At 59.4% G+C, this 20471-nt stretch carries 14 protein-coding genes and 1 tRNA gene; 4 read left to right on the plus strand and 11 right to left on the minus strand.

Annotation, left to right across the window (positions count from 1 at the left end; translation table 11 throughout):
• Positions 1 to 234: 234 nt before the first annotated feature.
• From glgX to BBAG_RS05130, 5 genes are all read right to left on the minus strand, one after another.
• On the minus strand, positions 235 to 2376 hold the full coding sequence (glgX, locus tag BBAG_RS05110; RefSeq protein WP_156182685.1) for a glycogen debranching protein GlgX: 2142 nt from the start codon (positions 2374 to 2376) through the stop codon (positions 235 to 237).
• A gap of 168 nt (positions 2377 to 2544) precedes the next feature.
• On the minus strand, positions 2545 to 3114 hold the full coding sequence (locus BBAG_RS05115; protein WP_407921661.1) for an NUDIX hydrolase: 570 nt from the start codon (positions 3112 to 3114) through the stop codon (positions 2545 to 2547).
• A gap of 128 nt (positions 3115 to 3242) precedes the next feature.
• Positions 3243 to 4217, minus strand: a complete 975-nt coding sequence (locus tag BBAG_RS05120; RefSeq protein WP_047750135.1) for a Nif3-like dinuclear metal center hexameric protein — start codon at positions 4215 to 4217, stop codon at positions 3243 to 3245.
• A gap of 129 nt (positions 4218 to 4346) precedes the next feature.
• The gene (gene polA, locus BBAG_RS05125) at positions 4347 to 7295 is read right to left on the minus strand and encodes a DNA polymerase I (RefSeq protein ID WP_003826744.1); all 2949 of its coding nucleotides are present in this window, start codon (positions 7293 to 7295) and stop codon (positions 4347 to 4349) included.
• Between the two features lie 22 nt (positions 7296 to 7317).
• The gene (locus BBAG_RS05130; protein ID WP_003826745.1) at positions 7318 to 8079 is read right to left on the minus strand and encodes an ANTAR domain-containing response regulator; all 762 of its coding nucleotides are present in this window, start codon (positions 8077 to 8079) and stop codon (positions 7318 to 7320) included.
• 347 nt (positions 8080 to 8426) lie between these two features.
• Between BBAG_RS05130 and BBAG_RS05135 the strand changes: the two genes are divergently transcribed.
• Both BBAG_RS05135 and BBAG_RS05140 read left to right on the plus strand, forming a co-directional pair.
• Positions 8427 to 8500: transfer RNA gene (locus BBAG_RS05135), tRNA-Leu, on the plus strand.
• A gap of 224 nt (positions 8501 to 8724) precedes the next feature.
• Positions 8725 to 9339, plus strand: a complete 615-nt coding sequence (locus tag BBAG_RS05140) for an NUDIX domain-containing protein (RefSeq protein WP_033508382.1) — start codon at positions 8725 to 8727, stop codon at positions 9337 to 9339.
• Positions 9340 to 9544: 205 nt separating this feature from the next.
• Here the strand turns inward: BBAG_RS05140 and pyk are convergent, their stop codons facing one another.
• From pyk to BBAG_RS05170, 6 genes are all read right to left on the minus strand, one after another.
• Positions 9545 to 10990 (minus strand): pyruvate kinase, encoded by a 1446-nt coding sequence (pyk, locus tag BBAG_RS05145; RefSeq protein ID WP_003826750.1) that lies wholly within the window; start codon positions 10988 to 10990, stop codon positions 9545 to 9547.
• A 547-nt stretch (positions 10991 to 11537) separates the two neighbouring features.
• Positions 11538 to 12521, minus strand: coding sequence for a TerC family protein (locus BBAG_RS05150; protein WP_033508384.1), 984 nt, complete (start codon positions 12519 to 12521; stop codon positions 11538 to 11540).
• A gap of 91 nt (positions 12522 to 12612) precedes the next feature.
• A complete protein-coding gene (uvrB, locus tag BBAG_RS05155) occupies positions 12613 to 14724 on the minus strand; it encodes an excinuclease ABC subunit UvrB (protein ID WP_003826753.1) in 2112 nt (703 codons plus the stop codon).
• 21 nt (positions 14725 to 14745) lie between these two features.
• Complete coding sequence (coaE, locus tag BBAG_RS05160; protein ID WP_003826755.1) at positions 14746 to 15360, minus strand: dephospho-CoA kinase; 615 nt, start codon at positions 15358 to 15360, stop codon at positions 14746 to 14748.
• A gap of 246 nt (positions 15361 to 15606) precedes the next feature.
• Positions 15607 to 17079 (minus strand): 30S ribosomal protein S1, encoded by a 1473-nt coding sequence (gene rpsA, locus BBAG_RS05165; protein ID WP_003826758.1) that lies wholly within the window; start codon positions 17077 to 17079, stop codon positions 15607 to 15609.
• Between the two features lie 177 nt (positions 17080 to 17256).
• Complete coding sequence (locus BBAG_RS05170) at positions 17257 to 18144, minus strand: bifunctional methylenetetrahydrofolate dehydrogenase/methenyltetrahydrofolate cyclohydrolase (RefSeq protein ID WP_003826760.1); 888 nt, start codon at positions 18142 to 18144, stop codon at positions 17257 to 17259.
• A 103-nt stretch (positions 18145 to 18247) separates the two neighbouring features.
• Between BBAG_RS05170 and BBAG_RS05175 the strand changes: the two genes are divergently transcribed.
• Together BBAG_RS05175 and BBAG_RS05180 are read left to right on the plus strand one after the other, a co-directional pair.
• Complete coding sequence (locus tag BBAG_RS05175; protein ID WP_033508386.1) at positions 18248 to 19396, plus strand: metal ABC transporter solute-binding protein, Zn/Mn family; 1149 nt, start codon at positions 18248 to 18250, stop codon at positions 19394 to 19396.
• Between the two features lie 201 nt (positions 19397 to 19597).
• Positions 19598 to 20449: an ABC transporter ATP-binding protein gene (locus BBAG_RS05180; RefSeq protein ID WP_033508388.1), complete on the plus strand. Its 852-nt coding sequence runs from the start codon at positions 19598 to 19600 to the stop codon at positions 20447 to 20449.
• Positions 20450 to 20471 lie beyond the last annotated feature (22 nt).

Below are 20471 nucleotides of genomic sequence, written 5' to 3' on the forward strand. Positions count from 1 at the left end.
GCAACATAAAAAAACTCGCCATGGGCGTCGCAGTATATGGAAATTCCCACAGTATAAAAGCGGTTCCAGCGGCGAGCGCAACGTCCAACCAACCAAATCGTTGCGCTGCCGCTGGAACCTGTTGTTCGGCCTGTTGCCAGACGGCTTATGTGCGGCTTATGCCTGGTGTGACATGAGCCCGGTGTGTTCCGGCGAGTCCTGTCGGTTTTGGCACCGAGCCTTGGGAATCAAGTCTTAGAACAGGTGCCGTTGTTCCGGTTTGTCTTCGCTCATCAGCAGCATGAAGCTTCTCGATTGCGCGGTAATGGCGAATCCGGCTTCGTAGTTGAGTTCGGGCCCGTCCGGATTGTAGGTGTCTACTACCAGTTTCCATTTGCTGCCGTAGTTTTCGTCCGGCAGCGTGAATTGAATCGGCTCGTAGTGGGCGTTGAAGATCAGGATGAAGTCGTTGTCGACGGTCGGGTTGCCGTAGTAGTCCATTTCGGGGATATCGGCACCGTTGAGGTATACCATCATCGAGAACGCATGCGTGTTCTGCCAGTCGTTCATATCCATGATGGAACCGGTGTGGTCGAACCATTCGACTTCGGGGATGGTGTTTGGGTCGTCTCCGGCTTTGCGCCCGGTGAAGAACCTGCGGCGGTGCAGCACCGGATGATTCAGACGCAGGTGGATCAGCTTCGAGACGAAGGCGAGCAGGCTCTTGCGATCATCATCCAGATCCCAATGCGTCCAGGAGATCTCGTTGTCTTGGCAGTAGGCGTTGTTGTTGCCCTGCTGGGTGCGGGCAACCTCGTCGCCTCCGCAGATCATGGGGATGCCCTGGCTGACCAGCAGTGTGGAGAACATGTTGCGCATCTGCCGCTGGCGCAGTTCGTTGACGTCGCGGATGGTGGTTTCCCCTTCCACACCGCAGTTCCACGAACGGTTATTGCTTTCGCCGTCGCGGTTGCCTTCGCCGTTGGCGTCGTTGTGCTTCTCGTTGTAGCTCACCAGATCGTTGAGGGTGAAGCCATCATGCGCGGTGACGAAGTTCACCGAGGCGACCGGTCGACGACCGTTCACCTCATACAGGTCGGAGCTGCCCATCAGACGTGATGCGAATTCGGGCAACGTGCTCGGTTGCGAGCGCCAGAAGTCGCGGACGCAGTCGCGGTAGCGTCCGTTCCATTCGGACCAGCTGGAGGGGAAGCCTCCGACTTGGTAGCCGCCGGAGCCGAGGTCCCATGGTTCGGCGATGAGTTTGACGCGGCTGATGACGGGATCTTGTTCGACGATGTCGAAGAAGGCGGAGAGTTTGTCGACTTCTTGGAATTGGCGTGCGAGGGTTGCTGCGAGGTCGAAGCGGAATCCGTCGACGTGCATTTCGGTGACCCAGTAACGCAGGCTATCGGTGATGAGTTGCAGGGCGTGCGGCGAGCGCATGAGGAGCGAGTTGCCGGTGCCGGTGGTGTCGAAGTAGTGGTATGGGTCGTTGTCGACGAGGCGGTAGTAGGCCTGGTTGTCGATGCCTTTGAAGCTGAGGGTGGGGCCCATGTGGTTGCCTTCGGCGGTGTGGTTGTAGACCACGTCGAGGATGACTTCTATGCCTGCGCGGTGGTAGGCCTTGACCATGGATTTGAATTCGTTGACCTGCTGGCCGCGTTCGCCCACGCTGGAGTAGGCGTTGTGTGGCGCGAAGAATCCGATGGTGTTGTATCCCCAGTAGTTGCTGAGGCCTTTCTGCTGGAGGAAGGAGTCGTTGACGAACTGGTGGATGGGCATGAGTTCGATGGCGGTGATGCCGAGTTTTTTGAGGTAGTCGATGACTGCCGGGTATGCGAGGCCGGCGTAGGTGCCGCGGATGTCCGGTGGCACGTCCTGGTTGAGGTTGGTCATGCCGCGTACGTGGGCTTCGTAGATGACGGAGTCGTGGTAGGAGATGTTGGGGTGTTGGTCGTTGCCCCAGTCGAAGTAGGGGTTGACGACGACGGATTTCATGGTGTGTGCGGCAGAGTCCTGCGTGTTGATGGCATTGATGTCGTCGGGGTTGGACATGTCGTAGGAGAAGAGGCTCGGGTCGTCGTCGATGTTGCCTTCGATGGCTTTGGCGTATGGGTCGAGCAGGAGTTTGGAGGGGTTGCAGCGTTGGCCCAGGGCTGGATTGTATGGCCCGTAGACGCGGTAGCCGTAGCGTTGGCCCGGCTGCAAGCCGGGTATGTAGTTGTGCCAGACGTAGGAGTTCTGCTCCGTCATCTCGATACGGGTTTCGTGGTCTTCCTCATCGAAGAGACACAGTTCGACCTTTTCGGCCACTTGGGAAAATAAGGCGAAATTCACGCCGGCACCGTCGTAGCTGGCACCGAGCGGATACATGGATCCCGGTCGTATATGCATAGTTTCATTATTCCACGCGTCTCGACCGTTTTTCGCGCTTGGGGATGCTTCGCCACAAGATGCCCTCAATCGTTTTATGTCGCCGTGTTTTCTTGTGGCGCGCAAAATACCGCAAACGGTTGCTGCGCACGTGTCGGGCTTGGGGGTTGGGCGTGCGCGCCCAGCGAGTTATTTGCCTGCGGTGAGTCTGCGGATTTGCTCGTGTTGTATTGCGATGATGGAGTTGCTGGCGGTTATGTGCGTGGCCAGAAGGTCGGGCCAGCTCACCCATGCCGATTCCACGTGTTCGTCCGCGTCGAAGTGGCGTTCCCCCTGCTGAAATCCGTCCAGGTGAATCACCATGATGTGGGCGAGCTCGTCGGTCATGCCTTCGGAGGAGTAGCAGTCCGTCACCTGGTCGATGCGCATGCGGTCGTTGGAGATCGGTGTAACGCCGGTCTCCTCGCGCAGTTCACGCAGTGCGGCCTCGTGGACGTCCTCGCCCTTGTCCATCAGTCCAGCGGGCAGCCCATAGGCGAAGGAGTCGTTGCCAATACGGTATTCGCGTTCGATCAGGTATCTGTCCGTCGCCGTGTCGTGTACGAGCATCACCACACAGGGGGCATGGCGTAGTACCTGGCGGCGGATGGTGACCATGCTACCGCTAGTGGTGGTAAGCCCTATGAGCGTGTCTTCCACTCGGAAGATGGCACCCCGGTATACTTCATGGCTTTCCAGCAGTTTGGCCGGAACGTTCATGTCGATACCGTCGCCGTGGGAGGCGAGGCTCGCGTTAATCCGTTCCGTCGTATTGCCGTTGTCTGCTGCGCCTAGGCGCTGTTCGCCGTCCGTCTGCATGGTGTTCTCCTTGTGCTGTTGCCCGGCTTTCACGCAATGTCGGTTCCCTGTTGTTCCGGTTCCACCGGGCCTGCGGCGCTGGCTGTGCCGGCGCTGTTGATCACCCATGTCCATGGATCGGTGGTGGTGTGGATCCAGTTCGTTTCCACGTGTTCGCCCGTAGCCGATTCAAGGGCGGCGGGGATGTCTTCGATGGCGTAGTTGAACCACATGGATTCGATGGCGGCGTGGGGCGTGTTGATGAAGCATGGGCGCACGTGCGGCTCATGCTGGCCGGGTTCGCCATGGCCGAGCGTGATGCCTGCCGCACGCATGTCCGCCTCGTACCGCGCCTGTTCGATGGCGTCGGTGACGGGGTGATGGCGCAGGTCGCTGGTTACGTACACGTCCGCCCCGGCTGCGCGTACCTCGTCGAACATGGAGTCGCCGGAACCGGGCAGGAGCGCGACGGTGGAGATGGTGGTGTTCGGATCGCCACACATTTGGATGCCCAGTGCAGTGGCCATGCCTTGGGTGTTGACCTCGGTGTAGACGCGTTGCGCGAACACCCCTAGGGTGGTGGGTTCAGGCAGGCGTCCGATACGTCCGAGTCCTACCAGGTGTTCGGCGTCGGGGTCATTGATGGGGACGAGCGGCTGCTGGTCGACAAGGCCGAAATAGTCGGCGGCGGCATGGCCCACGCCTCGCCATGCCGCATCGGCGTTGGTATGGCCCACCCATAGGGCGCATCCGGCCTGGTTGAGTTTGGTGACAAGACCACCGCGGAATCCAAGACCGGACACCTGGTGGACGGAGCGGAAGAACAGAGGATGGTGGGTGATGAGCAGATCCGCACCCCATGCGATAGCCTGATCGACAATGCTGTCGGATGGGTCCGCGGCGAACGCGATGCGTGTGACCGGCTGCCGCAGGTCGCCTACGATAAGCCCCGGCTCATCCCAGCTTTCCGCGTATCGCAGCGGGTAAAGCGTTTCCAGTACGTCAACAACCTGCTTGAGTCTCATAGCCTGTCCTTTCTCATGGTTTCCATGCTGCTTCACCGCCACACACCTGTCCTAGATGCCCGTCTTCCTGGTGCCGCCCGCATTCAGCGAAGCCGTTTGCGGGCGGCTCACACCCGATTGGCACGGCAATCAGTGCGCGGCGAGCTGCCAGTCCGCACCCACGCCGGTGGACACGTCCAGCGGCACGTCCAAGTGCACGGCGTTCTCCATGGCGTCGCGCACCAGAGCGCTCACCTGTTCGCGCTCCCCCGGTGCGATCTCCACCACCAGTTCGTCGTGGATCTGCAGAATGATGCGGCTCTTCATACCGGCCTCGGCCAGTGCACGCCGCGCCCGGATCATCGCGATCTTCATGATGTCCGCGGCACTGCCCTGGATCGGCGCGTTCAACGCGGCTCGTTCAGCCGCATCGCGAGCGGCACGGTTCGTGGATTTCAGTGCCGGGAAGTACCGCCTGCGGCCGAACATCGTTTCGGTATACCCACGTTTGCGTGCCTCGCTCACACAGGATTCCAGGAAGTCGTGCACTTTGCCGAATGTGGCGAAATACTTCGCTTTGAGCGCCTCGGCCTCGCTCGGGCGGATCTTGAGCTGCTGCGCCAAACCATACGAGCTCAACCCATATGCCAGTCCGTAGCTCATGGCCTTCACATGGCTGCGCTGATCCGGTGTGATCTGATCCACCGGCACGCCATGCACCAGGCTCGCCACGTACTTGTGGAAGTCGGCGCCGCTCTTGAATGCTTCGATCAGCGACTCGTCGCCGGACAGATGCGCCATGATGCGCAGCTCCACCTGCGAGTAATCGCAGCTCATCAGCGATTCGAAGCCTTCACCGGGCACGAACGCCGAGCGGATCTCGCGCCCGGCCGCGTTGCGGTTTGGAATGTTCTGCAGGTTGGGGTCCACGGAGCTCAACCTGCCGGTGGCCGCCACCGTCTGTTCGAACGTGGTGTGGATGCGCTCGTCGGCAGGATTGGTGGCGTCGATGAGCGTGGCGACGATCTGCTTGAGCTTGTTGGTCTCGCGATGCCTGAGCAGCGCACCGAGGAACCCGCTGGCGCGCTCGTCGTCGGCATAGGTGAAGTAGAGTTTCTGCAACGCGTCGGCGTTGGTGGTGTAGCCGCCCGTCTTGGTGCGTTTCGTGGGCTTGAGACCCATGTCTTCGAACAGCACCTTGCCGAGCTGCTTGGGGCTTTGCAGATTCACGGTGGTGCCGGCATAGTCCCAGGCGATCTCCTGCGCCTGCCGCGCGTCGGCGGCGAAGGTGTCGCGCATGGAGGTGAGCCGTTGCATATCGACTTTCGCGCCCTGCGACTCCATGCCGTATAGCACGTGCGAGACTGGCAGTTCCATGCGCTGCAGCAGGCCGAACTGTTCGCGCTGGTCGATCTGTGGTGCCAGGGCACGGGCGAGCTCGGCGATGATGGCCGCATGCTGCAGCAGTGTCGAAGTCTGATTGCCGTCGGCATCCGCGTCGGCACCATCGTCCAGGTCGAGCAGTCCCTGCGTCGCCTCCTCGGTCTTCTCCTCCACATGGATGTCAAGGAAACGCGCGGCGGCCTGTTCGAGCGTATCCGCGTGGAAGTCGGGCTGCACCAGGTAGCCGGCGAGTTTGGTGTCGAACAACGGCTTGGGCAGGTCGACGCCGAGGGATGCGAATAGGTGAAGCTGTTCCTTGTAGCCATGCACGACCAGGGTGGGTGCGTACTGCGCGAGGATGACGTTGAGCGCGTCCCGCATCCCCGGATCCAACCGCGGCGCATCCGTTGCGGCGTCAGTCGCATCGGCCGTGGCGGCATCCGTTTGCTTGCCCGTATCGTCCGCCGAATCGACTGCGGGAATCTCGATGATCAGCGCACTGCCGCCGTATTGCAGTGTGATCGCGTTCGCTTTGACCTTGCCTGGTTTGGCGTTACCGGCAGCGTTGATGACCCATGAACGCTCGATGATGCCATTGCACTGCATCGAATGGTCGATGGTGAATTGCGTGCCGGTATCATCCGATTCGTCGTTGACGCTTGCACCACTGGCGTCCGGTTTGGGCAGGTTGTGTTCCACCCATGCGTTCAACGTGTCGGCATCGCCCGCATACTGCACGTCCGACACTTCGATGGCCGAACGTTCCTTGCCTGCTTCGGCCTTGGCGTTCTGTTCCAGCTTCGGAGCCTCGCCGCCGTTGAAGGTTTTGAGGATACGCGTCTTGGTACGCGAACCGAATTCCAGTGAGGTGAACAGTTCGTCGATCTTCGCCGCGTCGAAGTGACCGAAGGTCAGGTCGTCCACGGTAACGCCTAGGTCGATGTCTCGTACCAGTGCGTTGACCTTGCGGTTGAGCTTGACCTGGTCGAGGTTTTCTCGCAAGGACTCGCCCTTCTTGCCGCCGATCTCGTCGGCGTGCTCGCAGATGCCTTCAAGTGAACCGTACTGGTTGATCCATTTGGCTGCGAATCCGTCGCCGACCCCGGGCACACCGGGGATATTGTCCGCTGTCTCGCCGCGCAATGCCGCCAGATCGGGGTACTGCGCCGGAGTCACCTTGTATTTGGCGAATACGGCTTCGGGCGTCATATGCTTCAGGTCTTTGAAGTGGTGACCGGGGTACAGCACGGTCACCCAATCGTCCACAAGCTGGAACGCGTCTCGGTCGCCGGACAGGACGAGCGTCTTGTATTTCGCCTGTTCACCCATGGTGGCAAGCGTGCCGATCACATCGTCGCCCTCGTAACCGGGTTTTTCGATATATGTGACGCCCAGCGCGTCAAGCATGCTTTGGATAAGCGGCAGCTGGCTGAGCAGATCCTCCGGGGCGGCGTCGCGTGTGCCTTTGTACTGCGGCAGCATGGTGTTGCGGAAGGTGCCGCCTTTGACGTCGAATGCAACGGCGAGGTGATCGGGCTTCTCCGCATCAATCACTTGGGCGAGCATGGTCGCGAAGCCCCAGACCGCGTTGGTGGCCTGGCCGGACGAGGTGGAGAAGTTCTCTACGGGAAGAGCGAAGAACGCGCGGAACGCCAGCGAATGGCCATCAACGACCAGCAGCGTTCCGCGCGTTTCGTCGGATACGGTATCAATCATAGGTTCGGTATCGGTATGCGGTTCAGCGATCGTCGCGCGCCGGCTTGGGATCGCCGTACTTCTCGATGATGGCTAGGGCCAGGCGCTTCTTCGGAATACGCTGATCCATGGAGGTCTTCTGAATCCAACGGAATGCGCCCTGCTCGGAGAAATCGGCCTTGTCCATCAGCAGACCCTTGGCACGGTCGATGAGCTTGCGCTCCTCCAGCGTCTCCTGAGCCTTCTGCAGATCGGCCTGGGCCTTGGCGAGCTCGTCCTCCGTGGCCTTGAGCTTGGCCTCGGAGCGTTCCACGTTATCCAGCAGATCGTTGATCTCCGCGAAACGTCCCATGGCGACTTCGAGCGCCGGAATAAGCTTGGACTCCTCGTACGGCTTGGTCACATAGGCCATGGCACCTGCGCCGGTGGACTTCTTGACCAGATCGGGCTGGGAGAACGCGGTCAGCATGACCACAGGTGCGATGTTCTCGTCGCAGATGATGCCCGCAGCAGTAATGCCATCCATCCGCGGCATCTTGACATCCATGCACACCACATCAGGGCGCTTGGCACGTGCCAGATCCACGGCTTCTTCACCGTTGGCCGCCTCGCCTACGACCTCGTAGCCGTTATCTTCAAGCATGCCGACAAGATCCATACGATTCACGGATTCGTCTTCGGCGACTACGACGGTGCGCTTGCGATTCTTCTCTTCCTCAGGAGCTTCTTCGGCACGGGCGGCGGCCTGCAGCTCCTCCTCGGTCAGCACGGGTTCCATTCCCTTTTCGCTGTTGCTGGACACCATTACATCAACCTCGTTTCCTTGGGTCAACAAAACGCTTCAAATGTAAGTCTCAACCCACAATAACACAACGCACAGGCCAGCAAACGGTGTTGCGCCAAACCATTGATTCGTGTTGCAAGACGGGAATACGCAACATGGGGCAAGCCTCGTACGCCGCCAGCATGTCATGATTTGAAAAACGTTTCCTTCGCTCCCCATGCAGATGCCATCGCGACGTAACGCGTCGCAGCAGACGGCTCCCCCGTTCACCTGCCCCGCTCGTCCACACACACGTCGGAGCCGTCCAGCGAAACACGGCATTTGGACTCGGTCGCGATTGTGTTGTACACTACTCAAGGTTTGGATACGCCCCTGTATCCCAATTGGTAGAGGAAGCAGCCTCAAAATCTGCGCAGTGTGGGTTCGAGTCCCACCGGGGGCACCGACTGGAACCCGCTGGAAACAGCGGGTTTTCCTGTACTCCCCCATTGCAATCCGCACTATTTCACATATACGCAGCGGCCGTACCGTCATCAGCCCCATAGCGCACAGCACCCCGCGCTCACCCGGCATCGCTCGTTTCGCCCGCATGCCCTGTAATCGTTCACCATGATCCGTGGCCACTCGCCTTAAGATGGAGATGTTCGCTCACGCAAGGAGGATCGTATGAGCAGCACAACACACAGGCGATTTGACCCATGGCGCACCGCGCCGGTGCAGGAGATGTCACGCAGGGAGATTCTGCAGACGCATTGCTTCAATATCGACCAGGTGGCATTCGACTCACTGGCAGGAGAACCATTCGAACGCGATTTCATCCACGTAAAGCACGGGGATACGGTCGGCGTTCTCGCCGTCACCGACGATGGCAGGATTCCGCTGGTCGAGCAATACCGTCTGTCCGCGCATCGTTGGACGTTGGAGATTCCAGGCGGTCACGGATCGTCCCATCTGGATCGCCCCATGGATATAGCACGCCGGAAGCTGGAGGAAGAGGCCGGCTTCCAGGCAGGTGATATCAAGCAGTTCCTGCGCATTATGGATATGCCTGGGTATTCGACCCAATACACATCGCTGTTCTATGCGACCAATCTGACCGCGACTCAGGCATCGGACTTCGGCCCAGAGACCCCACGCCCCGCGCTGCGTCTGGTAACACCCGAAGAGGCATATCAGATGGTGCTCAACGGCACGATTCTCGATGCGAAATCGCTGGTCGCCCTGCTGAGCCTGCATAATGGCCTGCTGGATCACTACGCAGCAGAGGGCAACGGCAACTGAGCCCCGCCATGCCGTCGGATAGCATGTCATAGCGGTCTGCGACGGGCGGGAACACCGAATGTTGCGATTGCTATTTCGCATTGCTTTTCAAACGCAGGTGGGCGGTCATCCTCATCACGGAGGATGACCGCCCACTGGTATTTATGCCGTTATGCCATGCCACCAATCAGCAGCGATATCCGCTGCCCTGGCATGGCACAGACAATCACTCCTGGCTGAAGCCAACGGTGTGCACGTAGATGCTGTCGGTGCTGCCCGGCTGATGTTCGCCCTGAGCGGAGCTCAGCACGACGATCTTGTCGCCGTCAGCAACCTTGCCAGCTTCCTTCAGCACCTTGTCGGTGTATTCCATCAGGTCGCGGCGGGACTTGTCGTGGTAGTCCTCGTCGACCAGGAAGGATTCGGTGCCCCAGCTCAAAGCCAGCCAGTGGTAGGTATGCTCGTTGTTGGTGATGCCGAAGATCGGGACGGCCGGGCGTTCGCGGGACACGCGGTGCACGGTGGAACCGGTCTGGGTGTAGGCGACGATGGCCTTGGCGTTGAGCTTCTCGGCCAGGTCGACCGCAGCGGAGGACACAGCGCCAGTGGAGGACATGTCGAGGTTCTTCAGCTGCGGGATACGGTCGAAGCCGTGCTCGGTGGCGAAGGAGGAGATGCGGGACATGGTGTTCACGGTGACTGCCGGGTACTTGCCGACGGCGGTCTCGTTGGACGTCATGGTGGCGTCGGCACCGTCGAGGACGGCGTTGGCGCAGTCGGAGGCCTCTGCACGGGTCGGGACCGGGGAGCTCACCATGGAGCCCAGGACTTCGGTGGCCACGATAACCGGCTTGGCGTACTGGCGGGCCAGCTCGATGCAGCGCTTGGTAGCCAGCGGCACCTCTTCCAGCGGGCACTCAACGGCCATATCGCCACGGGCGACCATAATGCCGTCGAAGGCCTTGACGATCTCTTCGAGGTTCTCAAGAGCCTGCGGCTTCTCGATCTTGGCGACGACCGGGATACGGCGGCCTTCCTCGTCCATGATCTCGTGGGCGCGATCGATATCGGTGGCGAAACGCACGAAGGACATGGCGATGATGTCGGCACCGGTGCGGATGGCCCAGCGCAGATCCTCTTCGTCCTTCTCGGTCAGAGCCGGCAGGGACACGGCGACGCCCGGCAGGTTGATGCCCTTGTGGCTGGACACGGGGCCGGCCACGACAACCTTGGTGTGCACGTTGTTGCCCTCGACCTTGGTGACCTCCAGACGGACCTTGCCGTCGTCGATCAGGATCGGATCGCCTGCGTGGCAGTCGCCCGGCAGACCCTTGAAGGTGGTGGAGGTGATGTGCTCGTCGCCCTCGATGTCGTCGGTGGTGATGATGAATTCCTGGCCTTCGGTCAGCTGGACCTTGTCTTCGCCGTCGGCGTTCTTCTTGAACCAGCCGCAGCGGATCTTCGGGCCCTGCAGGTCGACGAGGGCGGCAACGTTGCGACCGGTGGCCTTGGAAGCCTCACGCAGGTTGTTGTACACCTTGAGGTGATCTTCCGGAGTGCCGTGGGAGCGGTTCAGACGAGCCACGTCCATGCCTGCTTCGACAAGGCTGGTGATACCTTCGAGGGTTTCGGTGGCGGGACCGATGGTATCTACGATCTTGGCTTTACGCATATTGCCTATTCCTTAACTACTGCGGTTTACTGCAAACGGACAAGGACAACCTTGTCTTCCACCCGATAGTTTACTCGCGGGTTTTGCGGCAAACACTGATTGCTTTAATTTTTATGTGAGCGCTAACAATTATATCTCATATTCAATACCGCCCGGCGTTTTCCCAGTATTTCCAGTGCATCTACACCCCAATCCCCCAATATGATTCGCCCATCAGACGAAGCGAACGCCGCACTTGAAAACGCAGGCGAAAATATATTTCCACTGCATTTCCAGCGTATTTGCATACGCAATTCACGGCAACAATAGTACAAATAAATCTACTTTGTCTATTTTATTGCCGGTCGATGTCAATAGCATCGTTTTCCGCTATTGTCCATGCCGTCACCAACCGGCATTCCGGCCGCTAATAAAACCCATATACATCTGCTCCACTACACAGGTCACCCAAGTAGCAGCGTCAAGCATCAACCCCGATCGACCTCTCCCCCACATGCACAAAGGCGGGTCCGGCAACCCAGACCCGCCCCAAGCGAACACGCCATCATTACTTGGACACCGCATCCACCTTTTGCATCTTCAGCACGGACAACAGCGCCGCGCCTCCAATCGCCACGACGATTACGGCCAGCGACAGCCATGTGGGGATTTCCGGCGCCCATGCAACCGGATTGCCGCCGTTGATGAACGGCAGCGTGTTCTCATGCAGCGCTTCCAAAATCAGCTTCACACCGATAAAGCCAAGCACGATGGACAGGCCCGCCGGCAGATAGACCAGCTTGTCAAGCAGCGCGCCAAGCAGGAAGTACAGCTGCTGGAGCCCAAGCAGCGCGAACACATTGGAGGTGAACACGATGAACGGATCCTTGGTCAGACCGAAGATCGCAGGAATCGAGTCGAAGGCGAACATGACATCGGTAGTGCCGATGGCAAGAAACACAATGAGCATCGGGGTCCAATAGCGCACGCCGTCACGAGTGGTACGCAGCTTCTCGCCATCGTATTCGTCGGTGATAGGCACCACTTTACGCAATGTGCGGATCAGACCATTCTCATGGTATTCGTCATCGTCACCACCGCCGAAAACAAGTTTGACGGCGGTATAGATGAGGAATGCGCCGAAGATGAAGAAGATCCACGTGAACTGGCTGATCAGCGCAGAACCGATAAGAATGAACACGCCTCGGAAAATCAGGGCGAATGTGATGCCCACGCTCAGCACATATTTCTGGATCTGCTTGGGAACCGCGAAATTCGACATGATGATGACGAACACAAAGAGATTGTCGATGGACAGCGAATATTCGGTAAGCCAGCCGGAATAGAACTCAATAGCCGGTTTGCTCCCTGCGAAGAACCAGATCAGGCCGCCGAAGATCAGCGCCATGACGACGAAGAACACAATATGCTGCACGCATTCCTTGGTGGAAGGGACATGCGGCCTACGTCCGATGATGAACAAATCGACTACGAAAAACAGCGCAAGCACTACGAATGTAGTGATTTCAAAAGCAAGAGGGGTTTCAGCCATACACACCATGGTACGGAGTGGCGCTGACCGTCCAGGTGATTTCACGAAAGGCAGACGGGCCCAGGGCATTCGCCTTGCGCCCGCCTCCATGCTATTTGCTGGCTTCGGTCATCTGGCGCAGTTCCTTCTTCAGATCGCGGATCTCGTCGCGCAGCCGCGCAGCCAGCTCGAACTGCAGCTGTTCGGCGGCGGTATGCATCTGTTCCGAAAGCTGTCGAATCAGATCGGCCAGATCCTGCGCGGGCAGACCTGCCTTGAGGATCTCCTCGTGACGCTTGTTCGCCTCGTCCTCATCCAGGGTCGGCACGCTCAGATGCGTGTTGCCGGCCTTGCCCGCATTGCGATAGCCGCCCTCAAGCAAGGTCTGCGTATCCACATCCTCCTTGGCGAGCATGTCGTTCACATCGCTGATCTTCTTGATCAACGGCTTCGGGTCGATGCCATGCTCCTTGTTGTAGGCGATCTGGATATCGCGTCGGCGATTCGTCTCGTCGATGGCCTCGTGCATGGCCTCGGTGATGTTATCCGCGTACATGAGCACGGTGCCGTCCACATTTCGCGCGGCGCGTCCGATGGTCTGGATAAGCGAACGGTACGAGCGCAGGAATCCCTCCTTGTCGGCGTCCAGAATCGCCACCAGCGAAACCTCGGGCAGGTCAAGGCCCTCGCGCAACAGGTTGATGCCGACGATCACGTCGATCTTGCCCTCGCGCAGCATGCGCAGCAGTTCCACGCGGCGCAGTGTGTCCACGTCCGAATGCAGGTACTCCACTTTAATGCCGTGTTCCAGCAGATAATCGGTCAGATCCTCAGCCATCTTCTTGGTGAGCGTGGTGACCAGGGCACGCTCGTTGCGTGCCACGCGGGCCTTGATCTCCCCCAGCAGATCGTCGATCTGCCCTTCGATGGGCCGCACTTCGATCTTCGGATCGACCAAGCCCGTCGGGCGGATGATCTGTTCAACCACGCCATCGGAGAGTCCCAGCTCATAGTCGCCCGGAGTTGCGGAAAGATATACGGTCTGGCCGATACGTCGCTGGAATTCCGGCCATTTCAACGGCCTGTTGTCCATTGCCGACGGCAGACGGAACCCATGTTCGACCAACGTACGCTTACGGCTGGCATCGCCCTCATACATCGCACCGATCTGCGGCACGGTGACATGCGATTCGTCGATGACCAGCAGAAAATCGTCGGGGAAGAAATCAAGCAGAGTGTGCGGCGGTGTACCCGGCGCACGCCCGTCGAAATGCCGCGAATAGTTCTCGACGCCCGAGCACACGCCTACCTGGGTAAGCATTTCCAAGTCGTATGTGGTGCGCATGGAAAGACGCTGGGCTTCCAGATCCTTGCCCTGCTTCTTCAATTCGGCCACACGGTCGTCAAGTTCGGCGCGGATGCTTTTCAGCGCACGGGCCATGCGCTCCGGGCCCGCGACATAATGCGACGCGGGGAAAATATGCACTTCGCTCTCGTGGGCGATCACGTCGCCCGTCAGCGGATGCAGCGTGGAGATGCGGTCGATCTCGTCGCCGAAGAATTCGATGCGGATGGCCAGTTCCTCGTATACGGGAATGATCTCGACGGTGTCGCCACGTACGCGGAAGATGCCGCGGGTGAAGGCGATATCGTTGCGTTTGTACTGCATGTCGACGAATGTGCGCAGCAGATCGTCGCGCTCGATCTGATCGCCCTCATGCAGAAACAGCATGCGCCCCGCGTATTCCTCGGGCGTGCCCAGACCGTAGATGCATGAGACGGTGGCCACCACCACGCAGTCGCGGCGCGTCAGCAGGTTTGCGGTGGCGGCGTGGCGCAGGCGCTCCACATCGTCGTTGATGTTGGAGTCCTTTTCGATGTACGTGTCGGTTTGGGGAATATAGGCTTCCGGCTGGTAGTAGTCGTAGTAGGAGACGAAATAGCTTACCGCGTTGTCGGGCATGAGCTCGCGGAATTCGGCGCATAGCTGTGCGGCGAGCGTCTTGTTGGGCTCGATGATGAGCGTGGGGCGTTGCAGCCGCTCGATCAGCCATGCGGTGGTGGCGGTTTTGCCGGTGCCGGTGGCGCCCATGAGCACCACGTCGTTCTCACCGTTTTCGATGCGCGTGGCAAGTTCCTCGATGGCCTTCGGCTGGTCGCCGCTTGGCTTATATGGCGATTTGACCACAAACGGCTTGTTCGTGCGTTCGATGTTGAATCCCATAGCAACCCCTTTGCCGAGCTTCTACGCTTCCTCGTTCCATTGACTATACAGCCTATCAACCTGTTCGAACATTTGTTCCAATGGCTGAGTGGAATCGATGATCGTGTCGGCAATGGCAAGCCGCTGCGCAGCACTGGCCTGGTGGCGGATGCGGTCGCATGCCTGGTCTCGCGTCATGCCACGCGTCGCGACCATGCGTTCGATGCGCGCCTCCTCCGGCGCCTCGACGGTAGCGATGTGATCGAATCGGAACGGAAGCGCGTCAACGACTTCGGCTAGTAGCGGAATATCGTGCACGATAACCGCATGCGGCCGGGACGCACGCTCCGTTTGTTCCAACCGCTCAGCCTCTCGGTAGATCAACGGATGCTCTATGCTGTCCAGGCGTTCGCGCGATCCGGGTTCGGCGAAGGGGCCGAATACATGCTCGGCAAGCCACGCACGGTCCAACGTACCGTCCGCACGCAGCACCTGGCCGCCGAATGTCTCGACAATCCGCGGTAGCGCGGCGCCGCCGGGTTCGACCACCTTACGGGCCAACATATCATAGTCGATCACGCACGCCCCCAGTTCGGCCAGTCGTGCCGAGACCGTGCTCTTCCCTGCCGCGATGCCACCCGTCAACCCAATTCTCATACCATTCACATCCTGTATCGTATCCCTCCCCTATCGGCGAGCAACACCAATGGCAAGGCATGCAGGGTGCCTTATAGGGAATGCCATGACGTGGCTCCATGATCCGATGCGGAGATGAACGCTTGCATATCATTCTGAAAAAACGGAAAGCCCGGCCGGATGACCGGTCGGGCTTTCCGCTCAGCTAACAGCTAATGCGTTGCAACTTATTCTGCAGTTAATACCGTGCAGTGGCTGCGATCAGGCTCACTCGCCGAGCAGCTGGTCGCGCAGGGCGGCAAGCTGGTCGGAGTCGGCGAGGGTGCCGTTGGAAGTGCTCTCGGAGGAGTAGTTGGACACCTCTTCGACCTTCTCTTCCTTGGCGGCCTGACCGTCGGCAGCAGCGGACTCCTCCGCGTGCTCGAGCTCGTTGGCCACGAACTCCTTGTGCTCTTCCCACAGGTCGTGAGCGGCAGCGTACTGGGATTCCCACTCTTCGCGCTGCTTCTCGTAACCGGCGAGCCACTCGTTGGTGTTCGGGTCGAAGCCTTCGGGGTACTTGTAGTTGCCCTCTTCGTCGTACTCTGCCGGCATGCCGTACAGAGCCGGATCGAAGTCCTCGGAAGCCGGGTCAACGGAATCGTTGGCCTGCTTGAGGGACAGGGAGATGCGGCGACGATCGAGATCGACGTCGATCACCTTGACGAACACGGTCTCGCCCGGCTTGACCACGGTCTCCGGGTTCTCGACGTGACGGTTGGCGAGCTCGGAGATGTGCACCAGGCCCTCGATGCCGTCTTCGACGGAGATGAACACGCCGAACTGGACGATCTTGGTGACCTTGCCCTTGACGATCTGGCCAGGAACGTGGGTGCGAGCGAAGCGCTGCCACGGATCCTCCTGAGTCGCCTTCAGGGACAGGGAGATGCGCTCACGGTCGAGATCGACGTCGAGCACCTCGACGGTGACCTTGTCGCCGACCTTGACAACCTCGGACGGGTGATCGATGTGCTTCCAGGAAAGCTCGGAAACGTGGATCAGGCCGTCAACACCACCGAGATCGACGAATGCGCCGAAGTTGACGATGGAGGACACGACGCCTTCGCGGATCTGGCCCTTCTTGAGCTGGGAGAGGAAGGTCTCGCGAACTTCGGACTGGGTCTCTTCCAGGTACTGACGACGGGACAGCACAACGTTGTTGCGGTTCTTGTCGAGCTCGAGGATCTTGGCTTCGATCTTCTGGCCGATGTACGGGGACAGATCGCGCACGCGACGCATTTCGACCAGGGATGCCGGCAGGAAGCCACGCAGACCGATGTCCACGATCAGGCCGCCCTTGACAGCTTCGATGACGGTACCTTCGACAACGCCATCGGCTTCCTTGATCTTCTCGATGTCGCCCCAGGCGCGCTCGTACTGTGCACGCTTCTTGGAAAGAATCAGACGGCCTTCCTTGTCCTCCTTGGTGACGACAAGGGCCTCGACGGTGTCGCCAACTTCGACGACCTCGTCCGGATCCACGTCCTTCTTGATGGAAAGCTCGCGGGAAGGAATCACACCTTCGGTCTTGTAGCCGATATCCAGGAGCACCTCGTCGTGATCGATCTTAACGACGGTACCTTCGACCAGATCACCATCATCAAAGTTCTTGATGGTGGAATCGACTGCCTTGATGAAGTCCTCTTCGGTGCCGATATCGTTGATGGCGACCTTGGCGACTTCGTTATTGTTCTGTGCCATATAAATAAATGGTTTCTTATAGTTGATGGATATTACTCGATATTCAGTTATCCGTGCGGCTGCCACAGACCTGCGGTACCCACGTAGGATACTGCCTCTCCTTCGGCAAACACACAATTGTTCAGTTTACAAGCACCCAGCCCCAAAATTCTAGGCGTGTCGCGCCTTGTTGACGACCTACATCCCCGCAGGCAATCCGCGTTCGGCGGCCTCCACGACATTAGCCAGCAGCATGGCTCGCGTCATCGGCCCCACACCACCCGGATTCGGCGTATATGCGCCGCACCTTTCCCGGCAGTCCTTGTCGATGTCGCCCTTGATGCGGTAGCGGCCGGCCTCCTCGTCGAACACGCGGCTTACACCCACATCGACCAGCACGGCGCCCTCCTTCACATCTTCCGGCTTGACGAACCCGGCAACACCCATGGCCGCTACGATCACGTCCGCCCTGCGCATATGGTCGCGCACGTCCTTGGTGCCGGTATGGCACAACGTCACCGTGGCGTTCACACCGCGACTAGCCAGCAGCAGGCCGATCGTACGCCCAACGGTGATGCCACGGCCAAGCACGCACACCTCCTTGCCGTTCAAATCGATGCCGTACGCCTTCAGCAACTCGATGATGCCTCGCGGCGTACACGGCATCGGCGTAATCACGTCGCCACGCACATGCAGCACCAGCTCACCCAGATTGTACGGATGCATGCCGTCCGCATCCTTAGCGGGGTCGATCATACCGATGATCGCATTGGAGTCGACGCCCTTCGGCAGGGGCATCTGCACGATGAATCCCGTGCACTCCGGATCGTCGTTCAGTTCCCTCACGGCCTGCGCGATCTGTTCGAAGGTCGCGTTCTCCGGCAGCTCGCGCTTGATGGAGCGAATGCCCACCTCTTCACAGTCGGCATGCTTTCCGGCAACATATTTGACCGACCCGGGATCGCTGCCCACCAGCAATGTTCCCAAGCCAGGCACCACACCCTGTTCCTTCAAACGCGCCACCCGCTCGCGCAGGTCCTCTTTAATCCGCGCGGACACGGCTTTGCCGTCGAGTTTTATGGACATGCCATCCCCTTCTATCGGTTCCTGCACTCGCGAGCGCGAGCACTACGATAAGATATCGTATCGGTTGCTTCGACGTACGGCCGCGAGAAAGGCGGAATGTGACATGCGAACGAATCGTGCATTGGGTAGATGCGTTGCTGTTTTGCTTGCTTCGGCGATGATGCTGGCGAGTGCTGCGTGCGGTATTGGCGGTCGTAAGGCCGGGGGTGACGCCCAGTCTAAGGTTGTGGCGAAGACCGGTGTGATCAACGTGGTGGCTTCGGTTGGCCAGTGGGGTTCGTTAGCTGCGCAGATTGGTGGCAAGGATGTGAAGGTGACGTCGATTTTGACGTCTACTGGTGTGGATGCTCATGATTTCGAGCCGAAGACCTCTGATTTGACGGCGCTGGGCAAGGCGGAGGTTGTGGTGGCCAATGGCGTGGATTATGATTCGTGGGCTACGAAGTCATTGTCACACGAGGCGACGGTGGTTTCGGCCGGGCAGACTGTGGGGGCCACGAAGGGCGATAATCCGCATCTGTGGTTTTCGAAGGATGCGCGTTCGGGTATGGCCAAGGAGTTGGCTGCCGTGTTTTCGAAGGTGCGACCGGCGAAGAAGGCGTATTTCAAGAAGCGTTTGCAACAGTGGCAGCGTCAGGAGAAGCAGCTTGATGCGTCGATGCAGAAGTTTGCGCAGGGGCATGCGAAGACTACGTATGCGGCGACTGAATCGGTGGCGTATTATCTGATGTCCGATTTGGGTGTGAAGGATGTGACGCCGCAGAGTTATGTGCAGGCGGTGATGAACGGCGGCGAGGTGGCGCCGGCCGATCTTCAGGAGTTCCAGGAACTGTTGGAGGCGCGGAAGGCGGATGTGCTGGTGAATAATCCGCAGGAGTCGTCGCAGATGACGAACCTGTTGACGGGTACGGCGAATAAGTCCGAGGTCCCGGTGGTCGATGTGACCGAACAGATGCCGAAGCAGTATGATTCGTTGACCGATTGGGTTGCGGCGTTGGTGGATTCGATTACCACCGCGATCGATCCCGAGTATGGGTGTACGTCGGATGGCGATGATGCGGACGGCGAGGATTCTGGTGAAGCCCAGGATTCGCAGGATGGGCAGTCCGAACAATCAGAGCAATCCGATAAGACGGATGCGAGCGCCGATGCGAAGGATTCGGATACGTCCACCAAGCAGAAGAAGTACACTACTGGCGACGGCGATGACGCTTCCCAGTCCGGCAACACGAAATCCGGAACCGAGAACTAGATTCCCCTTTCCCGTTGGATGTTGTTTCGCCGGAGTCTGCCTTGCCGTAGGCTCCGGCGATGTATTTTCCCCGGCTGGAAAAGCGAGCGTCCATGGCGATGTCCATTTCAGGCCAACTTTTCTTATTGAAAACGATTGTCAGCATCATTTGTGATAATCGAATACATCAGGATATGCCCGAGCAGTCAAGGAGGTACGGCCGTGCATAACCAGCCCAGTTACGCCATCGAACTGAACGACGCCGCAGTCAGACGCGGCGAACGCGCCATCTGGCAGCATGGCACCTTCGCCATCCCCACCGGCTCGGTGACCGCAATTGTCGGCACGAACGGCGCAGGCAAGACCACCATGATGAAAGTCGAGCTCGGTCTGCTGCCGTTAAGCCATGGCAGCGCCACCGTCCTCGGCGCTCCGGCAGGCCAGGCCAACGCTTCCATCGGCTATGTGCCGCAGAACTATGCCGCCGACATCGAATCGAACCTCACCGCTGAGCAGTCAGTGCTGTTGGGACTCAACGGCACCCGGTTCGGCCTGCACCCCACCACGCGCACCCAACGCGCCAAGGCCTATCAGGCCATGGAGTTCGTCGGCATCGCAGACAAGGCGAAATACCGCTTGTCCGAGCTTTCCGGAGGCCTGCGCCAGCGTGTGGCCATCGCACAGGCCATCGTCTGCGACCCGAAGCTGCTCATGCTTGACGAGCCGCTTGCCAACCTCGATCTTGCCTCGCAACGTTCCGTAGTGCATCTGCTCAACCAGCTCAACCGCGATCTCGGCATGACCATCCAGGTAGTGGCGCATGATCTCAACATGCTGCTGCCGATTCTGACCGGCGCGGTGTATCTGCTCGACGGGCATCCGCATTACGCGGATATGCGCCAAGTGCTCGACTCCGACCTGCTCACCCACTTGTACGGCACCAACGTGCAGGTGGTCACCACGCCTCAGGGCGATATGTTCGTCACGCCCACGGCGGACGAGCCTGCCGACGCCGTCCAAGACATGCACACCGCCGACGAGCTTGCACGCATGCATAGGTATTCCTCACACTGACTTTCACCGTTCGGGCCGGTTT

It is taken from the genome of Bifidobacterium angulatum DSM 20098 = JCM 7096, from assembly GCF_001025155.1.
Lineage (GTDB): Bacteria > Actinomycetota > Actinomycetes > Actinomycetales > Bifidobacteriaceae > Bifidobacterium > Bifidobacterium angulatum.

Coding starts and splice junctions, on each gene's coding strand:
- glgX (WP_156182685.1), bottom strand. CDS start 2,376: ATGCATATACGACCGGGATCCATGTATCCGCTCGGTGCCAGCTACGAC.
- BBAG_RS05115 (WP_407921661.1), bottom strand. CDS start 3,114: ATGAACGTTCCGGCCAAACTGCTGGAAAGCCATGAAGTATACCGGGGT.
- BBAG_RS05120 (WP_047750135.1), bottom strand. CDS start 4,217: ATGAGACTCAAGCAGGTTGTTGACGTACTGGAAACGCTTTACCCGCTG.
- polA (WP_003826744.1), bottom strand. CDS start 7,295: ATGATTGATACCGTATCCGACGAAACGCGCGGAACGCTGCTGGTCGTT.
- BBAG_RS05130 (WP_003826745.1), bottom strand. CDS start 8,079: ATGGTGTCCAGCAACAGCGAAAAGGGAATGGAACCCGTGCTGACCGAG.
- BBAG_RS05140 (WP_033508382.1), top strand. CDS start 8,725: ATGAGCAGCACAACACACAGGCGATTTGACCCATGGCGCACCGCGCCG.
- pyk (WP_003826750.1), bottom strand. CDS start 10,990: ATGCGTAAAGCCAAGATCGTAGATACCATCGGTCCCGCCACCGAAACC.
- BBAG_RS05150 (WP_033508384.1), bottom strand. CDS start 12,521: ATGGCTGAAACCCCTCTTGCTTTTGAAATCACTACATTCGTAGTGCTT.
- uvrB (WP_003826753.1), bottom strand. CDS start 14,724: ATGGGATTCAACATCGAACGCACGAACAAGCCGTTTGTGGTCAAATCG.
- coaE (WP_003826755.1), bottom strand. CDS start 15,360: ATGAGAATTGGGTTGACGGGTGGCATCGCGGCAGGGAAGAGCACGGTC.
- rpsA (WP_003826758.1), bottom strand. CDS start 17,079: ATGGCACAGAACAATAACGAAGTCGCCAAGGTCGCCATCAACGATATC.
- BBAG_RS05170 (WP_003826760.1), bottom strand. CDS start 18,144: ATGTCCATAAAACTCGACGGCAAAGCCGTGTCCGCGCGGATTAAAGAG.
- BBAG_RS05175 (WP_033508386.1), top strand. CDS start 18,248: ATGCGAACGAATCGTGCATTGGGTAGATGCGTTGCTGTTTTGCTTGCT.